Here is a 19,129-nt window from a genome sequence, read left to right as displayed (position 1 = left end):
TTTTATCTAATCCAGATTTTACTTTCTACAATCATTGGTAAAACTACTCCTATTATAAACGCTGACATGACCAAAGTCCAGTCTCTTTTAGAAAATCTAAAAACCGTTTGCACAATATAGGATAGAACCAAAACAACAAAAACAACTACGATTTGAGCCGCTTCAATACCCAATGCAAATTCAGACAACGGTAATAATTTCGAGCTGGGGCTGCCGCCAAGTATCGATTTAAAATAATTTGAAAAACCCAAACCATGAATTATTCCAAAGAAAAGAGTGATAAAAAATACCAGATTTATGCTTTCTTTTTTATTTGATTTCCCTGATGTAAAAATGCTAAACAAAGCTACGATTAATATGGTTATTGGAATTAATAATTCGACCACATTAACTTTAATGGCAATTATTCCAAATATTGACAATAATAGAGCCAAAGTATGACCAATTGTGAACATTGACACCAGCAATACTATTCGTTGCCAGTCCTTAAATAAGAACGGAACTGTTAAAGCTATTAAAAACAAAACATGATCATAAGCATGAATATCCAAAACATGTTTTAATCCTATTTGAAAATAAATCCAAAATTCTGACATAGTAAATAATATAGGTTGAGATTGGGTTTGTAAACTTACGATTAATTTTGAAAATGATTGATTTCAAAAAATAAATCATTGCTTAAAAAAGCTCAAATTGAGAAAACAAAATTTATAAGAAAATTAAAATCAATAAATTTAAAAATAGATTTATCTTTGTAAGATAAAAAATTATAATTATGTCATTTTCAGATTTATTTGATAGCGAATTCAAACAAAGAAATAAAGGTCATTTTTCAGCTATTGTTCGTGTGGCACTTGCAGATGGAAAATTTGCTCCAGAGGAAAAAGAGTTTTTAAACAAACTAGCTTTAAAACTAGAAATTTCTCCAGCAGAATATGCAGAAATTTTAGAAAACCCATTAAAATATCCTATCAATCCTCCGTATTTGCATGAGCAAAGACTAGAGCGTTTGTTCGATTTAGCCAGAATGGTTCATGTTGATCACCATTTAGGAGACAAACAAGATTTGTTGTTAAGAAAAATCGGATTAGCATTAGGTTTTACTCCGGAAAACGTGGATTACATCATTGAAAAAGCAATGATATTGGTAGATGAAAAAGTAGATTTAGATGCTTTCGTCACTGAAATGTTGAAGCATTCATAAATAAAAAAGCTTCCGCCATGGCGGAAGCTTTTTTTTATAGATTTTGTTTTTAGTACTTGCTCAATTTTGCTTTTTGCATAAAATCTTCTGCTTTTTCTACCATATTGGAGCTTCCGCAGAAAAAAGGAACACGCTCATGTAATTCCGTAGGTATAATTTCCATAATACTCCCAAAACCGTCCGAAGCTTTTCCTCCAGCCTGTTCTACAATAAACGCCATTGGATTGCATTCATATAATAAACGCAATTTCCCTTTTGGAGCTTTAGAACTGGTAGGATAAATATAAATCCCTCCTTTTATCATATTTCTATGAATATCGGAAACTAAACTTCCTATATAACGAGAAGTATACGGTCTATCCTCTTCTTCCAGCTGACAATATTTAATGTAATCTTTCACACCTTGTGGGAAATGAACATAGTTTCCTTCATTTATGGAATAAATATGTCCATCTTTAGAAAACTGCATGTTGGGATGAGATAAATAAAACGTTCCAATTGCTGGGTTTAAAGTAAATCCGTTTACGCCATGCCCAGTAGTATAAACCAGCATTGTAGAAGTTCCATAAATCACGTATCCAGCGGCCACTTGATTGATTCCCGGTTGTAAAAAATCTTCGATTGTAACTGGAGTACCTATCGGAGTTACTCTTCTATAAACAGAAAATATGGTTCCAACCGATACATTCACATCAATATTTGATGACCCGTCAAGCGGATCCATTAAAACCACATACTTATTATTATGGCTTTTGTCGCTTCCTTCTACAGTGATGAAATCATCATTTTCTTCTGAAGCGATACCGCAAACAATTTCTCTATTTATCAAAGTTTGAATAAAAACTTCATTGGCATATACATCCAGTTTCTGTTGATCTTCTCCTTGAATATTTTGTTCTCCGGCAGCGCCTATTATATCCACTAATCCGGCTTTATTCACTTTGTAGTTGACCACTTTTGCAGCCAGTCGGATGGAGTTGATAATTCGGGATAATTCGCCTGACGAATATTGAAAAGCATTTTGGTTTTCGATGATAAATTCACCTAGTGTTCTGTTGCGTTCTTCCATTACGAAATCGTTGTAGTTATTTTGAAGTCACAAATATCGGTTTTTTTGTGAAAATGATTTGAATAAAATTTACTTAGTTTAGCAGTATTGTATATTTGCTTTAAAAATCGCCGAATTTTAAGGTATAAAGCTTTATTTCGATCAATTTAAAACATTAAAAATAAGGATTTATGAATATCAGAAAAGGAAAACCAGAAGACATGCGCGCTGTTCTAGGTCTAATACAAGAATTAGCCGAATTTGAAAAAGAACCAGATGCTGTTCTTGTAACCGTAGATGATTTAGTTCGCGATGGTTTTGGCACAACTCCTTTATTTCAAGTTTTTGTAGCCGAAGTTGAGGACGAAATCGTAGGTATTGCATTGTATTATTATCGTTATTCCACCTGGAAAGGAAAAATAATCCACCTTGAAGATCTAGTGGTAAAAGACAAGATGAGAGGCACTGGATTAGGCTACGCTTTGTATTCAGAAATTATCAAACAAGGTAAGAGAGACAATGTTCGAAGAATTGACTGGCATGTTCTGGACTGGAATACACCTGCGATCGAATTTTATGAAAAATCAGGTGCAAAAGTCCTGAAAAATTGGTATTTGGCACAAATGGATGAGGAAGGAATCAACTATTTTGTAGACAATAGATTGAAATAAAATTACAAATTTTTTTGTTTAAAAAATATGAGAGTATTCAAATTTGGTGGTGCTTCTGTGAAAGACGCGGAAGGAATTAAAAACGTTTATGACGTTTTACAAAAAGTGGGTTATGAAGATGTATTGTTGGTGGTTTCTGCCATGGGAAAGACTACAAATGCATTGGAGCTGGTTATTAAAAATTATTTCGATAAATCAGCTGAATTAAATTCTTCGGTTCAAGAAGTAAAAAAATACCACAATCAAATCTTAATGGATTTATTTGAGGATGAAAAAAATGCAGTTTTCGCTGCTGTTAATTCACTATTTACAGATTTAGAATATTTTTTGGCTCATAATAAATCTCCAAATTACAATTTCGTTTACGATCAAATTGTAAGTTATGGTGAATTAATTTCGACCACTATCCTGAGTCATTTTATGAGTTTTATGGGAATAAAAACACAATGGCTGGATGTGCGCAATTTCATAAAAACCGACGCCAATTATAGAGATGCGGAAGTAGATTGGGAATTGACACAAAAAAACATTTCCAAAACTGTAAAAAGAAAAATTCTGAATATTACTCAAGGATTCTTGGGATCTGATGCAAATAATTTCACCACCACTTTAGGTCGTGAAGGTTCTGATTATACCGCTGCCATTTTTGCTTATTGCCTTAATGCAGAAAGCGTAACAATCTGGAAAGATGTTCCAGGAGTTATGAATGCTGACCCGAGATATTTTGAAAACGCAAGTTTGCTGAATCAAATTTCGTATCGTGAAGCAATCGAATTAGCGTTTTATGGCGCTACCGTTATTCACCCAAAAACACTTCAACCTTTGCAAAAAAAGGAGATTCCTTTGTACGTAAAATCTTTTATTAATCCATTATTACCAGGAACTCGTGTTGCCAAAGGTGCCGATTTAGAACCTTATTTACCTTGTTTTATTGTAAAAAGGAACCAACTCTTGATTTCGCTTTCATCGATAGATTTCTCTTTTATCATGGAAGAAAATATCAGCGAAATTTTTGCGTTGTTTCACCAATTCAAGCTCAAAGTAAACTTAATTCAGAATTCTGCCATTAGTTTTTCTGTTTGTGTTGAAGATAAATTTGGCAATTTCAAAGACTTAAAAGCCATTTTATCCAAAAAATTTAAAGTTGATTTTGAAGAAAATGTAACTTTATATACCATTAGACATTTCAATGATAATGCAGCACAAACTGTTGAAAAAGACAAAGTGGTTTTGTTAAAACAAGTGAGTCGAGAAACCATGCAAGTAGTCACCAAAGAATAAGTTATATATTTCTTACCCGAATAATGGAAGTCTTACTGTGGCTTCCATTTTTTATTTATACGAAGTCATAAAAATTGCTTTTTATCTTTCAAAAATCAAAAGAATCACAACGGTCAATTTAACAATTATTAATACTACTTTTGATACTTTCGAGTTATTGTATCTATGTTGAAAAAATTACTTTTCTGGGTGGTCATCGGCTTTTTTTCTGGACTACAAGCCCAGGAAACTAATTCGTTATACAAAACCAAAAAAATTCTTGCTTCGCGTGACACCATTCATCTTGAAAGTGAAGGCATTAATTCTAGTTTTTTTAAATTGCTTGACGCCAATGACAAACCAATCGAGACGTTATTTTATAAAATAAATTTTCAAAAAGCCACCTTATTACTTAGCGAAAATTATCTACCTCCTTCTGATTCCATAACGATTCACTACCTCAAACTACCCGAATTTCTGACAAAGGAATATCGCATTTATGACCCAAGTCGAGTAGTGAGTAACGAAGCCACGTCCGGAAAATTATATAAAGTTGAAACAGAGACACAGAAGAAAAACGTTCCTTTTGACGGATTAAATACTTCGGGGAGCATTACCCGCGGAGTAACGGTCGGTAACAACCAGAATACTGTCTTAAATTCAAATTTAGATTTACAAATTACAGGCAAACTATCCGAGAAAGTTAGCCTAAGAGCTTCCTTGCAAGACAGTAACATCCCTTTGCAAGATGGCGGTTACTCCCAAAAACTAGATCAATTCGACAATGTATTTATGGAGTTGTTCAGCGATAAATGGAACATAAGAGCTGGGGATATATTTCTTGAAAACAAGAAAACGCAATTCCTTAATTTCAATAAAAAAGTACAAGGACTGGCTACCAGTTTCGACTTTGGAACGGAAAATAGTAAAACCAATATTTTTGCATCGGCAGCGCTTGTTAAAGGGCAATATGCCAAAAGTAATTTTACAGGCCAAGAAGGCAATCAAGGTCCGTATAAATTAAAAGGGCAAAATGGTGAATTATATGTTCTTGTTATCTCAGGATCGGAGCGGGTTTATGTAAATGGCGTTTTATTGAAACGAGGGGAAAACAATGATTATACCATAGATTATAATGCTGGTGAAATCGTATTTACGCCACTTTTTACCATTACTTCCGAAATGCGAATTACTATAGAATACCAATATTCCGATAGAAATTATACTCGCTTTGTTACTTATGCGGGAGCCACTCATGAAAATGAAAAATGGAGTTTTGGCAGTTACTTATACTCCGAAAATGATTTAAAAAACCAACCTTTACAACAAAATCTCTCCAAGGAACAAGCTCAAATATTAGTAAATTCAGGAGATAATCCCGATTTGATGGTAGCTCCGTCTGCTTATGCAGATACCTATTCAGAAAACAAAGTGCTGTATAAAAAAACAATTGTCAATTCAACGGAGATTTTTGAATATTCAAATAATGCTCAAGACGAACTATTCAACGTCCGGTTTAGTTTTGTGGGAAACAATAAGGGAAATTATATTTTGACAAATTCGGCTGCTAATGGCAGAATCTATGAATATGTCCAGCCAAATGGAGTTCCGCAAGGAAATTACGAACCTATTATTCAATTAGTAGCCCCTACGAAAATCCAAGTCGCTACATTCCTTGGAAAATACAAACCCACCGAAAAAACTGCTGTTGATTTTGAATTAGGAGTCAGCAACAATGATAAGAATTTGTTCTCTTCGATGGACGACACCAATAACAAAGGTCTTGCAGGAAAAATAAACTTGAAACAACGCTTGTTTTCAAAGAAATGGAACGTTGATGCTTTTGCCAATTATCAATTTGTACAAAAAGATTTTAGGTCTGTTGAACGCCTTTATACCATTGAATTCGATAGAGATTGGAATCTGGGAACTACTGCAATTGGCAATCAAAGTTACTTAGTTTCAGGCTTAAATTTTATTTTAAATGAAAAAGAAGGAACACAAAATAAAGGATTGTTAACCTATCAATTTGAAAAATTAGATTTTTCGGAGAGTTTTTCGGGCAGCAGACATATTCTAAATGGTTTATTACGTTTAAAAAATTGGACTTTTCAAAACCATGGCAGTTTCTTAAACAGCGATGGCATTATTTCTTCATCAAAATTCCTTAGAAACCAAACACAAACTAGGTATCATTTCAATAAAAACTGGGTTGGAAGCAGTTTGAGATTAGAGGATAATCAGGAAAAAGATAAAACAACAAATCAATTTTTGGCTTTAAGCCAAAGATTTACGGAATACAGCTTTTTCACTGGTCGTGGCGACAGCACTAAAGTTTTCGTAGAATTGGGCTATTTAAACCGAAAAAATGACAGTTTACAATCCCAAACTGCCGGGAGGATTTTGCAAAGAGTAAATAATTCCCAAACGTATTTTTTGAAGTCTAAATTGATTCAAACAAACAAAAGCGATTTATCGATTTATGTCAATTACAGAAATTTAGATTTTGTGAATTCCACTAAAAAAAGCGAGTCATCGTTGAATTCCAGAATAATTTACACCGATCGCTTTTTCAATCAATTGATTCAAAATGCAACCGTATATGAAACAAATTCCGGAAGTATTCCGCAACAGGAATTTACTTATCTGGAAGTTCCAGCCGGTCAAGGAGTGTACACTTGGAATGATTATAATGCCAATGGAATTCAGGAATTACAAGAATTTGAAATCGCCCCATTTATCGATCAGGCTAAGTACATTAGGATTTTCCTGCCTAATCGAATTTATATAAAAACACATCAAAATAAATTTTCACAATCCGTTACGCTAAACCCAAATCAATGGCAAAACGAACTTGGATTAAAAAAACTGCTGTCTTATTTTTATAACCAAACGGCATTTATAATTGACCGAAAAACAAAAAGTGACGGCAATAATTTCGAATTAAATCCCTTTAGTTCTTCCAAAGAAAATGTGTTGGGATTGAATTCCAGTTTCCGAAACAGTTTGTATTTTAATCGAGGTAAGCAGAATAATTCCGTCGCTTACACCTATTTACAAAACCAGACAAAAAACTTATTATCTATAGGGTCACAGGAAGCCAGAAACAGTTCTCATCAATTACAATACACTAATTTATATAAGAAAAGTTGGTTGTTCAATTTTTTCGCAAAAACAATCCAAACCTCAATTGCATCAGAGAATTTTACTGAAAAAAATTATGAAGTAAATGGGTATCAATTGGCTCCAAAAATCAGTTATTTATTTTCTAAAAATACCAGTTGGGATTTATTTTATGAATGGCAAAACAAAGAAAACCAAATTGGGAATTTAGAAACATTATTACAAAATCGCTTGGGAACTTCCTTTTCTTATGCGAGTAATAAAAAATTCACTATGAATGGTGAAATATCCTTTTACCAAAATAAATTTAAAGGAAATGAATTCTCCTCAGTTGGTTTTCAAATGCTGGAAGGACTTCAAACTGGGCAAAACTTGACTTGGAGATTCCTTTTGCAGAAAAACCTAACTCAATTTTTAGATATCAATTTAAATTACCAAGGTAGAAAAAGTGAATCTAGTCAGACTATCCACACAGGAAGCGTGCAGTTAAGGGCTTATTTCTAGCGTTTTACGTAAATATTCAGAATTAAATTGTTAAATTTATGTAGAATTAGATTTAAAACAACAACTTTAAAAACTTTAACGTCATGAAAAAATTATTGTTATTATGTTTTGTGTTTATTTTATCCAGTACTTTTTATGCACAAGAAACTGCTGCTGAAAAGCAAAAAGCTAAAGCTAAAACAGAAAAAATAGCCAAAGCCAAAGCCGAAGCCAAAGAAAAAGCAGCTAAAGCAAAAAGCGATGCTAAAGCGAAGGCCGAAGCAAAAGTAATAGCTGCTAAAGCGAAAAGTGATGAGAAAGCTAAAACGGCAAAAGCGGAAAGTGCTACCAAAGAAGCCAAAAAGACAGTTTCAAAAGCAAAAAGTGATGTAAAAGCCAATGCTAAAGAAGAAAATCAAAAGGTCGCGAAAGCAAGAAGCAATGTAAAAACTATGGCTGCAGAAAGCAAAGAAAAAGCAGCTAAAACAAAAAGCGCTGCGAAAGTAAAAGCTACAGAAGTCAATGAAAAGGCTGTCAAAACAGAAAAAAAGGCAGAAAAGATTAATAAAGAAAAAACAACTGCAAAAACTAAAAAGCCCGCTGCTAAAATTAAAGAGTCAAACGAAAAAGCCCCCGCTGTTCCAGACAAGGTTACAGGTGAGTATAACGGTAAAAAGGTATACACCGGTCCAAGAGGAGGCAAATATTATATAAACTCAAAAGGAAACAAAACCTACATTCAAGATTAATTTAATTCTAAAAACCACAAAAAGAGACTGTCAAATGACAGTCTCTTTTTATTTAGAACCTAAAAAAAAAATTAAATTGATAACTTAATGGTTTGATAATATTTTGCAAATACAAAAAAACCACTAGTTTGTGTATCTTCCCCATTAGAAACTACTAGCTATATTTACCAATGGATTTGAACGCATACAGCAAGACTATTTTGATTGCTCCATTAAATTGGGGTTTGGGGCATGCTACGCGATGTATTCCAATTATAAAGGCTTTACAGGATAATAACTATATTCCCATAATTGCTTCTGATGGAATTGCGCTTGAATTATTGCGGAAAGAGTTTCCTTATCTACAATTCCTTGAACTTCCTTCCTACCAAATAGAATACGCCAAAAACGGTAAAAATTTTAAATGGAAATTATTTAAAAGTTGTCCCAAGATGATCCAAGCCATTTATAATGAGAAAAAAATGGTAAAAGAATGGATTAAGAAATATGAAATTGACGGTATTATTTCAGACAATCGGCTAGGTGTTTTTAGCAAAAAAATACCTTCCGTGTTTATGACCCATCAATTGAATGTAATGACAGGAAATACAACTTGGTTAACGAGTAAAATGCACCAAAATATAATAAAAAAATATACCACTTGTTGGGTTCCCGACTTTTCTACAAAACCAAATTTGACTGGCGCACTGGGACATTTAGAAAAAACCAATTTAGACATTAAATACATAGGTCCTTTAAGCCGTTTGCACAAAAAACAAACCGAAATAAAGTATGATTTAATGATCATTCTTTCGGGACCTGAACCACAAAGAGGCATTTTAGAAGAGAAATTGAAAATAGAAATTTTGAGATATTCTGGAAAAACAATTTTCATTAAAGGAGTCGTCGAAAAAAACCAAATAAAGGAACAAATAGGAGATGTCACCTATTATAATTTTATGAATACGCGTCAGCTGGAGCAAGCTTTTAACGAAAGTGACAAAGTTCTATGCAGATCAGGTTATACAACCGTTATGGACTTGGCAAAATTAGACAAAAAAGCATTTTTTATTCCTACTCCAGGGCAATACGAGCAGGAATATTTGGCAAAAAAATATAAAGGAGAAGGTTTAGTTCCTTATGCAGAGCAAGACAATTTTAAAATAGAAAACTTACTTGAAATCGAGAATTTTAAAGGACTACCACAAATAGACGCTGTACTGAATTGGGAATCCCTGTTTCAGGTTTTTGAAAAAAAATAATGCTGTTTCAATTCAGCTACTCAAACTCTTCTATTCAGATTAATTTATAAGCAAAAAACACACTAATAGTACTTCCAAAGTACACTACTAGTGTGTTTTTTTTATCTAAATAATTTCAATTATAAGTAATCTGGCATAAATTAATTATCAGATTTCTTACCGTCAAATTTTTCGTGTTTTATTATTTTAGCGTTTATCATAAAATAAACATATTCGGCGATATTTGTACAATGCTCAGATATACGTTCTAAATGCTTCAAAACAATGACAAGATTAGTTCCTGAAACAACTGTTTTAGAATTAGACTTCATTTCATTTATGATATCATGAATCGTATCTTCTGTTTCATTTTTTATAGTATTGTTTAAAATAAAAATTTCCCCAATAGTATTTTCACCACGAGTCAAGAAGCACTCATTAGCTTTTATGGTAACAATCTCTACTTTTCTTGCAAGATCAGCAATATTAAATTTGACAATCAGGTCGTGTTTGTCTTTGATGTTTTTTGATTTTTTGATAATGCTAATCGCCAAATCACCAATTCGCTCAATTTCATTACTAATTTGCATTGCCGACATGATAAACCTCAAATCTGAAGCAACAGGTTGTTGCAACGCAAAAATACTTTGACAAATTTCATCGATTTTTACATCTAATTTATCAATTTTATTTTCTATTTTTTTAACTTCTTTACCCTCAGAAACCGGTTCAGAAAGCAATGCTCTTACCGATTCACCAACTTGATTTTCTGCCAAAAGTCCAATCTTTTGGATAACATTTTTTAATTTTTCTAATTCTATTTGAAAGTGTGACGCCATTTTTTTTTAATTAAAGATTTACAAAGTTTACAAAATTCACAATATTAAACAAGACTTAAAAACGCTTGTTTCCAATTATAATTTTTATCCAAATCTACCTGTGATATAATCTTCGGTCTGTTTTTTCTCTGGTTTCGTAAATATAGCATTAGTTTTACCCATTTCTATTAACTCACCCAAATAAAAGAACGCTGTGTAATCACTGGTTCTAGCAGCTTGTTGCATGTTGTGTGTAACAATAATTATAGTATATTGCTCTTTTAATTCATGTACTAATTCCTCTATTTTGGAAGTAGATATTGGATCCAAGGCACTTGCAGGTTCATCCATTAGAATAATATCCGGGCTTACAGCTAACGTTCTTGCAATACACAAACGTTGTTGTTGACCTCCTGAAAGACCTAACGCGGAATCATGTAATCTATCTTTTACTTCTTCCCAAATTGCAGCTTGACGCAAAGAAGTCTCTACGATTTCGCTCAATTGAGCTTTATCTTTTATTCCGTTTATTTTTGGACCGTAAGCAATATTCTCAAAAATAGATTTTGGAAATGGATTTGACTTTTGGAAAACCATTCCAATTTTCTTTCTAATATTAACAACATCGACATCCTTATTATAAATATCAACACCTTCCACGAGCATACTTCCTGTAATTTTCACATCAGGAATTAGATCATTCATTCTATTGATACATCTTAAAAAAGTAGATTTACCGCATCCTGAAGGTCCAATTAAAGCCGTAACTTTATTAGCAGGGATTTGCATTGTTATTTCTTTTAATGCCTTTTTTTCTCCATAGTATAATGATAAATCATTTACTTGTATTTTTATATCTTTCATATGTAATTATGTTATATCTAAAATGTAATTTATTAGTCCGCTTTAATTATTTAGCTCTTCGTCTAATTCTGGATCTAATAAGTACAGCAACTAAGTTTAATGATAATGTAAGCAATAACAATACTAATGTCGTAGCAAATTGAATAGGCATTGTTTTTTCAACATCAGAAGATTGGGTGGACATGATATAAATGTGGTATCCTAAGTTCATAAATTGATCACTCAAAGAAGCTGGTAAAGTCGCTAAATAATAGGCGGCTCCTGTAAATAAAATAGGAGCTACTTCTCCCGCGCCTCTACTAACCGCCAAAATTGTTCCCGTCATAATTCCAGAAATAGACCCAGGAAGAACAACATTTTTAATGGTTTGCCATTTTGTAGCGCCTAAGGCCAAACTTGCCTCTCGTAATTCACGAGGAATCGTTTTCAAAGCTTCCTCAACAGAAACAATAATAACCGGCAACGTTAACAAAGCCATGGTAAGACTCGCCCAAAGAATGTTTGGTTGTCCCCAATGCAACTGACCACCGTTAAAAGTTTTATCTATTCCTCCACCAACAAATTGGATAAAAAAACCAAGACCAAAAAGACCAAAAATAATAGAAGGTACAACGGCCAAAGTTCGAATAGAGAAACGGACTGCTGCTGCGAATTTTGAGTTTTCTTTGGCATATTCCGTTAAGTAAATCGCTGTAATTGTCCCAAAAGGAACTGCGGCAATTGACATTACGATAACTAAAATAAAAGTACCTATTAAAGCTGGAAATATTCCTCCTTCGGTCATTCCGTTTGTAGGGAATGAACTTATAAATTCCCATGAAAATTTTTCACGCCCTTCATATACAATAATTCCTATAATAATAAAAAGTACGGTTATAATTAAAAGAACCGCTAATTGCGTAATCCCAATAATAAATTTTCCTTTTACATCCGCGCCTTTATTTTTACTTGAAAAAAAGTGGCTTTCTGTTTCGTTACTACTTGTATTCATGATTTATTTACCTTGAAATTTTTTGATTAATTTACCTTTTACATAAAATTCTGCAACGGCATTTAATGCAAATGAAAAAATGAAAAGCAATGACCCTATGAAGAATAAAACGCTATAATGAGTTTCTCCAAAAACAGTTTCGGCCATTTCTGAACCGATTGTAGCTGCAAATGTTCGTACACTTTCAAATGGGTTTAGTGATGATAGCGCTGCATTTCCAGTAGCCATAAGTACAATCATTGTTTCTCCAAAAACTCGACCAATTCCTAAAAGTAAAGCTGCAAATATTCCTGGTGTAGCGGCTGGCAAAATAACAAAAAAAGCAGTTTGCCATTTACTGGCTCCCAATGCTAAACTTGCTTCGGTAAATGTTTTTGGTATAGAAGACAGCGCATCCTCAGAAATAGTATAAATAATAGGAATCGCTGCTAATGCCATTGCGACACCACCAATAAAAGCATTTAATCTAGATTCATATCCAAATATATCTTGAAAAAATGTAGCCATTACCATTAATGCAAAAAACCCAATAACAACTGATGGAAACGCAGCAAGCATTTCAATAATTGGTTTGATAATTTCTTTAGCCCTTGGTGAAGCAAAACAAGACGTGTATAACGCTGCTAAAACTGCTATAGGACCAGCAATAAGCATAGAGATTATAGTCACTTTCAAAGTACCAATCAATAAAGAAATTAAACCAAATCTAGGATGTTCCGAAACGGGTACCCATTCTGTAGTTAAAAAAGTACTCCAAGTTTTATCTGAACCTTCATTGTTTTCTGCTGCAACTTCAGTTTTTTCTTCTGTGCTGCTTGAAACTGCCGGCTCTGCTTTCACATCACCATAGGTTTCTGGTTTTAAATCTTCCTGCGTTACGGGTTCAGAACCGTAGGTTTCTGGCTTTAAATCCTCTTGAGTTACGGGTTCTGAACCGTAGGTCTCGGGTTTCAAATCTTCCTGAGTTACTGGCTCTGAACCATATGTTTCTGGTTTTAAATCATCGGCAGGCGCCGCTCCATAAGATTCAGGCTTTGATTCAGAAGAAGACGTATTGACTTGTTCCGTTTTTGCTTTTGTGTCTTTACCAAAATTAAAAATAGGCAGCGACTCTTTAAAAACAAAAACAAAAATAAGAATAATGATGGCTATCGATAAGAAAGCAACTGATGAAATAATTTTTTCTGCAAGAAATTCAGAAAGTCTAAATTGTTTTTTTAGGCTTTCTTTTGTGAAATTTTGTTTATTTGGAAATTGGGAATCCATCTATTTTTTTTAAAAATTCATTATTTATTTAAAACAAAAATATCACACATTTTTAAAATAGTAAGTGATACAAAAGTAGTATTAATTTAAAGGATAATAGCCCACTTCTTCAACCATTTTTTGACCTGCAGGGCTCAAAATCCAATCTACAAAAGCTTTAGTTTCACCTGTTGGAGCTGATTTTAGATACATATATAAAAATCTTGAAATTGGATACGTTTTATCTTTTATAGTTGCGGCTGTCGGCATAACTCCTTCACTTGCAGTATCTTGTTTTACTTTACAATCTTTTACTCCTTCAGCATAAGCTGCACCACCATAACCAATTCCGTATTTGTCTTTCTTAACTGCATTAACAATTGCAGCAGTTCCTGGCAAGGTTTGACATTTAGGTGAAAAGTCTGTTTTTACAACATGTTCTTTGAAAAAATCAAAAGTACCTGAACTACTTTCTCTACCATACAATCTGATAGTTTGATCTTCGCCACCTACTTCTTTCCAATTTGTAATTTTACCAGAAAAAATATTTCCCAATTGCTCAATAGTAAGTTCCGAAACTGGATTTTCTTTATTTAGAAAAATAGACAAACCATCTTTCGCACAAGGTACTTCAACACCGCTAACTTTATATTTCTCCTTTAACTTATCTATTTCAGATGGTTTCATAGGACGACTTGCATTAGCAATATCTGTTGAACCATTTAGCAACGCTGCAATTCCTACACCGGAACCGCCTCCCGTTACCTGAATTATAGTTTTTGGATTTGTTTTCATAAATGCCTCAGCCCATTTTTGTGATAAAATCACCATGGTGTCTGATCCTTTTACTGTTATCTTTTTAGTTTCATCCGATTTGCAACCTATGGTTAAAACAATTAATAAGACGGCTGCTGCTAATTTTAAACTATTTGTTTTCATGACTATTAAATTAAATGGCAATTTATATTTGTTTTTAATGCAAATTATCCTTCTCCAGAAAAATACTAGGGAAGGATAATAAGAAAAAATTCTAAATTATTTTACTGGGAAATACCCTGTTTCAACAACTAGTTTTTGACCCTCCGCACTTAAAATCCAATCAACAAAAGCTTTTGTTTCCCCTGTTGGTCTTGATTTTAAATACATGTATAAGTATCTAGAAATTGGATATGTTTTATTTTTAATCGTTTCTGCTGTTGGATAAACACCAGGACTTTTATCGTCTTTTTTTACTTTACAGTCTTTTACACCTTCAGCATAAGCAGCACCACCGTAACCAATTCCTAATTTATCTTTCTTAACGGCATTTACAATTGCTGCAGTTCCCGGCAATGTTTGACAACTTGGAGAATAATCTGTTTTTACTACATTATCTTTGAAAAAAGCAAAAGTACCTGAACTGCTTTCTCTACCGTATAATCTAATATTTGCATCGACACCACCTACTTGTTTCCAATTTGTAATTTTTCCTGCAAAAATTAACCCGATTTGTTTAATCGTTAATTCAGAAACTCCATTTGCTTTGTTTAAATAAACAGACAATCCGTCTTTTGCACAAGGAATCTCAACACCTAATGTACTGTATCTTGCTTTTAATTTTTCAACTTCAGTAGCTTTAATTGGACGACTTGAATTTGCAATATCAGTTGATCCATTTATTAAAGCTGCAAGACCTACTCCAGAACCACCACCAGTTACTTGAATTGAAGCACCTGGATGTTTTTGCATATAAACCTCAGCCCATTTTTGTGACAAAATAACCATAGTGTCAGAACCTTTTACTGTAATTTTATTCAATGCGGTAAAAGAAACTCCTACTGCCATAACAACCAATAGTATAGCTGCTAATTTAATTTTTGTTGTTTTCATTTTATTTTTTTTTATTGTATTAAATCTAATTTTTTAGGATTAAAATCCAGCTTGAATTCTAATTGTAAACGTGTTATCTAATTTATCTTTTATGTAATCGCCACCAACTGTGGTACTTTTTTCATTAATTGGCAAACTATATCCTGCTACAATTTTTACATTATCATCGTAAAAATATTGCCAAGAAAATGACCAGTTATCGTACTTTAAATCTTCTTTAATAGTCACTGCATTTCCAGCTAAATGTCTGTTGGGATCCCAACTATCATATCGAACTGCAAGCTGATTGCTTTTTCCAATGTTTTTAACCAAAGTCGCATAGTATCCTGTAAAATCTCTGATACCATTAAAATTAAAACTAGGATTACTATTTGCAACTGGCAATAATGTGGTTGATTTTTCTCCCGAGATTTGTCCAGAAATGTATTCTCCTTTAAGAGACATTCCTCCAAGAAAATCATAGTAGACTCTCATCTCTCCACCAAACCATCTTTTTTGAAAACTGTCTCCTACTTTAGCAGTGAAATTATTATTATTTACATCGCTAAAAGTTCCAGCTTGTAAAACAGCCGTATTCCCTAAATACGTATGGGCTCCAATATCAATACCCAATCCTTGAGACGGGAATGTGAAAGAATAAACACCTCTCATCATGACGTCTTTCTTATTATCGACATCTCTAAGATTATTTGTCAAAGAACCTTCCCCATAATTACCGTTAAAAACAGCTAACTGAAATTTGAATGGAATTTCATATTTAGTTTGTAAATCCATTTCAATTTTTGCTCCCAAGTCTCTCTCTTGCGGATATAAGATTCCAGACATTCTACTTCTTTCTAACAATTCTCTTGAACGTGAAGAAAACTCTACTTCATAACTCGTTCTGTTGAATTGCCCTAAAAATAATTTAAATGTTTGTATCCATCGATCATTTACCTGAACATAAGCATCTCTTAAAGTAACTTTATCAAAAGCATAGTCCGGCTGAATGACAAATACCGCGCCAGTAATAGGTTCATAAGTCAATTTTACACGTGCTCTTCTGATAAAAAATGTGTTTTTTATTGGCACAGCCGTTGTGGATGGTCCTGGTCCAATATTGTCTTGAAAATTGTACATTTCATATTGTGCTTGTAAATATCCGGAAAATTTAATTTTGGTCAGTTTAGCCAAATCACCATCCATCGTCGCCAGTCTTTCTTCCAAACCTGAAAATTTCATAGAATGCTCATCAAGAGATTCTTTCAAAGATTCGATAGTTGCTGTTTTGACTGAATCAACAGTGGTAGTTTGTAAAGAATCGACACTTACCGCTTTAATAGTATCACTCTTGACATCTTGCGCATTAGAGAACACTGAGGTCATAACCAACACTGCAAATAAAATTTTTTTCATCGTTGTTATATGATTAATTTTTTTGCAAAGGTGGGGCAGTAATGTTATGCCAATGTTAACAAATTATTATGGTGGTGATAAATTATCGTTTCGTTAAGGTTTCTATTGTTAAATTATAAGATTTGTCGCAATAATTCAGCTATGATGATTTTTTATGTTGTTGATTTAAAGTATTTTAACATGAATTTATTTCAAATCGATTTCTATTTTTTTTAATCCGGCTTTCTCCACTGTAAATGAAAATTCAGACCCGATTCCAAATTCACTTTCCACATAGATTTTTTCTTTATGTGCTTCTATAATATGTTTTACAATGGCAAGCCCCAATCCCGAACCTCCTTCTGAGCGTGAACCACTCTTATTTACACGATAAAAACGTTCAAAAAGCCTTGAAATATTTTGTTTTTCAATTCCTTCACCATTATCGGTTATTCGAACCAGTACTTTTTTATTCGTTAGGTTTACAATGGCTACTTCAGTCATACCGCCTTCCTTTCCGTATTTTATGGAGTTTACAATCAAATTTTCGATAACCTGCTGTATTTTATCTTTGTCTCCTGTTACAAAAATGGGTTGGATATAATAATTCTCAAATGCAAGAGTGATTTTCTTTTTATCTGCCTTCATTTCTAATAAATCGAAAACATTCTGAATCAGATCAACAATATCAAATTGAGAAATTTCCAAATTCAAATCGCCTGCTTCGAGTTTAGTAATCATATCTAAATCTTCTACGATGTAGATTAATCTCTCGACTCCTTTTTCGGCTCGTTTTAAATATTTTTTTCGAATAGTCTTATCCTCCATCGCTCCATCTAGAAGTGTAGACAAATACCCTTGCACGGTAAACAAAGGTGTTTTTAACTCATGCGAAACATTGCCTAGAAATTCTCTTCTGTATTCCTCTCTTACTTGGAGTAATTCGATTTCTAATTTTTTATCTGTAGCAAATTTCTTCACTTCCCTAGACAAAGTCTCCATATCTGTGGTTATGGGCTTGTTGATAAAACTACTGGATTCCAATAATGAAACCTCATCGTAGATTTTTTTTACACGTCGGTAAATGAATCGTTCCACTCTATATTGCAAGACCAAGAATGAAAAAACATAAATACTAAAGATGAAAATTGCTCCAAATAACCATAAATTATGTACCGTAGTATGGAACAGTATAGTCACTAAAAACATGACAAATCCAGTGGCAAAAAGACTAATGTACAAAGCTGATTTTACAGCGAACTTATAGGTTTTCTTAAAACTTATTTTCATTTAATTTATGCATTGCTTATTTTACAAAAAGAGGGGATAAATAGCGCAAATTTTCAATAATAAAAATTCAATTGATTTCTATAAAACTTCAAATTTATACCCTACTCCTTTAATAGTTTTGAAAAAATCTTCTCCAATTTTTTCCCGTAATTTTCTAATATGGACGTCTATTGTTCTTCCGCCCACAACCACTTCATTACCCCAAACTTTGTCAAGAATTTCGTCCCGTTTGAATACTTTTCCTGGTTTGGAAGCCAATAAGTAAAACAACTCAAACTCTTTTCGAGGCAATGCTATTTCTACATTATCCTTTACTATTTTATATTCTTCCCGATTTATTTCGATTCCCCCTACATTAAGTGTTTCGCTATTCTGTTCTTGTTCTTTTAAACGTCGCAACAAAGCCTTCACTTTACTCACTAGTAATTTTGGTTTAATGGGCTTTGTAATATAATCGTCTGCACCAGCATCAAAACCGGCCACCTGTGAATAGTCTTCGCTTCTTGCCGTCAAGAAAGTAATGATTACATTATTCAATTCCGGTATTTTTCTAATGTTTTCACACGCCTCCATTCCATCCATCTCCGGCATCATCACATCCATTATGATAAGATCCGGCAATTCTTTTTTGGCTTTTGCGACAGCTTCCTTTCCGTTTGCCGCCGTAACAATTTGATACCCTTCTTGAGCCAGATTGTACCCCACAATTTCCAGAATATCCGGCTCATCATCAACGAGTAAAATCTTCGTGTTTCTTTTTTTCATAAATAGAAAAATTATGTTAATCTGATGCAATTTATCCTGATAATGCTCAGTGATTTTCAATTCCGATTGTAAATATAACAATAAAAACACCGTTTAAAAATCACATTAACCGTAATTTAATATGTTAACGATTTATTAATATCCTCGAAACTAAA

At 33.1% G+C, this 19,129-nt stretch carries 17 protein-coding genes; 6 read left to right on the top strand and 11 right to left on the bottom strand.

Annotated elements, in window-relative coordinates:
* Positions 1 to 2: 2 nt before the first annotated feature.
* Positions 3 to 596, bottom strand: coding sequence for a HupE/UreJ family protein (locus tag H4V97_RS11355; protein ID WP_196850069.1), 594 nt, complete (start codon positions 594 to 596; stop codon positions 3 to 5).
* 179 nt (positions 597 to 775) lie between these two features.
* Here H4V97_RS11355 and H4V97_RS11350 point away from each other — a divergent pair, with 179 nt between their 5' ends.
* Complete coding sequence (locus H4V97_RS11350) at positions 776 to 1,204, top strand: TerB family tellurite resistance protein (protein WP_196850070.1); 429 nt, start codon at positions 776 to 778, stop codon at positions 1,202 to 1,204.
* Positions 1,205 to 1,253: 49 nt separating this feature from the next.
* On the opposite strand, the gene fbp is transcribed toward H4V97_RS11350, so the two are convergent.
* Positions 1,254 to 2,273 carry a class 1 fructose-bisphosphatase gene (gene fbp, locus H4V97_RS11345; protein ID WP_209549765.1) on the bottom strand — a complete coding sequence of 340 codons (1,020 nt, stop codon included), beginning with the start codon at positions 2,271 to 2,273 and terminating at the stop codon, positions 1,254 to 1,256.
* A gap of 170 nt (positions 2,274 to 2,443) precedes the next feature.
* On the opposite strand from fbp, the gene H4V97_RS11340 reads away from it, so the two are divergent.
* The 5 genes from H4V97_RS11340 (at position 2,444) to H4V97_RS11320 (ending at position 9,779) form a co-directional block, all read left to right on the top strand.
* A complete protein-coding gene (locus H4V97_RS11340) occupies positions 2,444 to 2,923 on the top strand; it encodes a GNAT family N-acetyltransferase (RefSeq protein ID WP_209549764.1) in 480 nt (159 codons plus the stop codon).
* 27 nt (positions 2,924 to 2,950) lie between these two features.
* Positions 2,951 to 4,204 (top strand): aspartate kinase, encoded by a 1,254-nt coding sequence (locus H4V97_RS11335; RefSeq protein WP_209549763.1) that lies wholly within the window; start codon positions 2,951 to 2,953, stop codon positions 4,202 to 4,204.
* A gap of 165 nt (positions 4,205 to 4,369) precedes the next feature.
* Entirely contained in the window at positions 4,370 to 7,810 is a 3,441-nt protein-coding gene (locus H4V97_RS11330) for a hypothetical protein (protein WP_209549762.1), read from the top strand.
* 83 nt (positions 7,811 to 7,893) lie between these two features.
* The gene (locus H4V97_RS11325) at positions 7,894 to 8,538 is read left to right on the top strand and encodes a hypothetical protein (protein WP_209549761.1); all 645 of its coding nucleotides are present in this window, start codon (positions 7,894 to 7,896) and stop codon (positions 8,536 to 8,538) included.
* Between the two features lie 170 nt (positions 8,539 to 8,708).
* Complete coding sequence (locus tag H4V97_RS11320; protein WP_209549760.1) at positions 8,709 to 9,779, top strand: glycosyltransferase; 1,071 nt, start codon at positions 8,709 to 8,711, stop codon at positions 9,777 to 9,779.
* Between the two features lie 140 nt (positions 9,780 to 9,919).
* Here H4V97_RS11320 and phoU read toward each other — a convergent pair whose 3' ends face one another.
* From phoU to H4V97_RS11275, 9 genes are all read right to left on the bottom strand, one after another.
* Entirely contained in the window at positions 9,920 to 10,597 is a 678-nt protein-coding gene (gene phoU / locus H4V97_RS11315) for a phosphate signaling complex protein PhoU (RefSeq protein WP_209549759.1), read from the bottom strand.
* A gap of 84 nt (positions 10,598 to 10,681) precedes the next feature.
* On the bottom strand, positions 10,682 to 11,440 hold the full coding sequence (pstB, locus tag H4V97_RS11310) for a phosphate ABC transporter ATP-binding protein PstB (RefSeq protein WP_196851396.1): 759 nt from the start codon (positions 11,438 to 11,440) through the stop codon (positions 10,682 to 10,684).
* A gap of 46 nt (positions 11,441 to 11,486) precedes the next feature.
* Entirely contained in the window at positions 11,487 to 12,431 is a 945-nt protein-coding gene (gene pstA, locus H4V97_RS11305) for a phosphate ABC transporter permease PstA (protein WP_196851397.1), read from the bottom strand.
* Between the two features lie 3 nt (positions 12,432 to 12,434).
* Complete coding sequence (gene pstC / locus H4V97_RS11300) at positions 12,435 to 13,697, bottom strand: phosphate ABC transporter permease subunit PstC (protein ID WP_209549758.1); 1,263 nt, start codon at positions 13,695 to 13,697, stop codon at positions 12,435 to 12,437.
* Positions 13,698 to 13,778: 81 nt separating this feature from the next.
* A complete protein-coding gene (locus H4V97_RS11295; protein ID WP_209549757.1) occupies positions 13,779 to 14,615 on the bottom strand; it encodes a phosphate ABC transporter substrate-binding protein in 837 nt (278 codons plus the stop codon).
* Between the two features lie 96 nt (positions 14,616 to 14,711).
* Positions 14,712 to 15,545: a phosphate ABC transporter substrate-binding protein gene (locus H4V97_RS11290; RefSeq protein ID WP_209549756.1), complete on the bottom strand. Its 834-nt coding sequence runs from the start codon at positions 15,543 to 15,545 to the stop codon at positions 14,712 to 14,714.
* A gap of 39 nt (positions 15,546 to 15,584) precedes the next feature.
* Entirely contained in the window at positions 15,585 to 16,940 is a 1,356-nt protein-coding gene (locus H4V97_RS11285) for a hypothetical protein (protein ID WP_209549755.1), read from the bottom strand.
* Positions 16,941 to 17,126: 186 nt separating this feature from the next.
* The gene (locus tag H4V97_RS11280; protein WP_209549754.1) at positions 17,127 to 18,209 is read right to left on the bottom strand and encodes a sensor histidine kinase; all 1,083 of its coding nucleotides are present in this window, start codon (positions 18,207 to 18,209) and stop codon (positions 17,127 to 17,129) included.
* A gap of 78 nt (positions 18,210 to 18,287) precedes the next feature.
* Complete coding sequence (locus tag H4V97_RS11275) at positions 18,288 to 18,974, bottom strand: response regulator transcription factor (RefSeq protein WP_196851403.1); 687 nt, start codon at positions 18,972 to 18,974, stop codon at positions 18,288 to 18,290.
* Positions 18,975 to 19,129 lie beyond the last annotated feature (155 nt).

The organism is Flavobacterium sp. CG_23.5, from assembly GCF_017875765.1.
GTDB lineage: Bacteria > Bacteroidota > Bacteroidia > Flavobacteriales > Flavobacteriaceae > Flavobacterium.
This window is presented reverse-complemented; position numbering and strand designations above follow the sequence as displayed.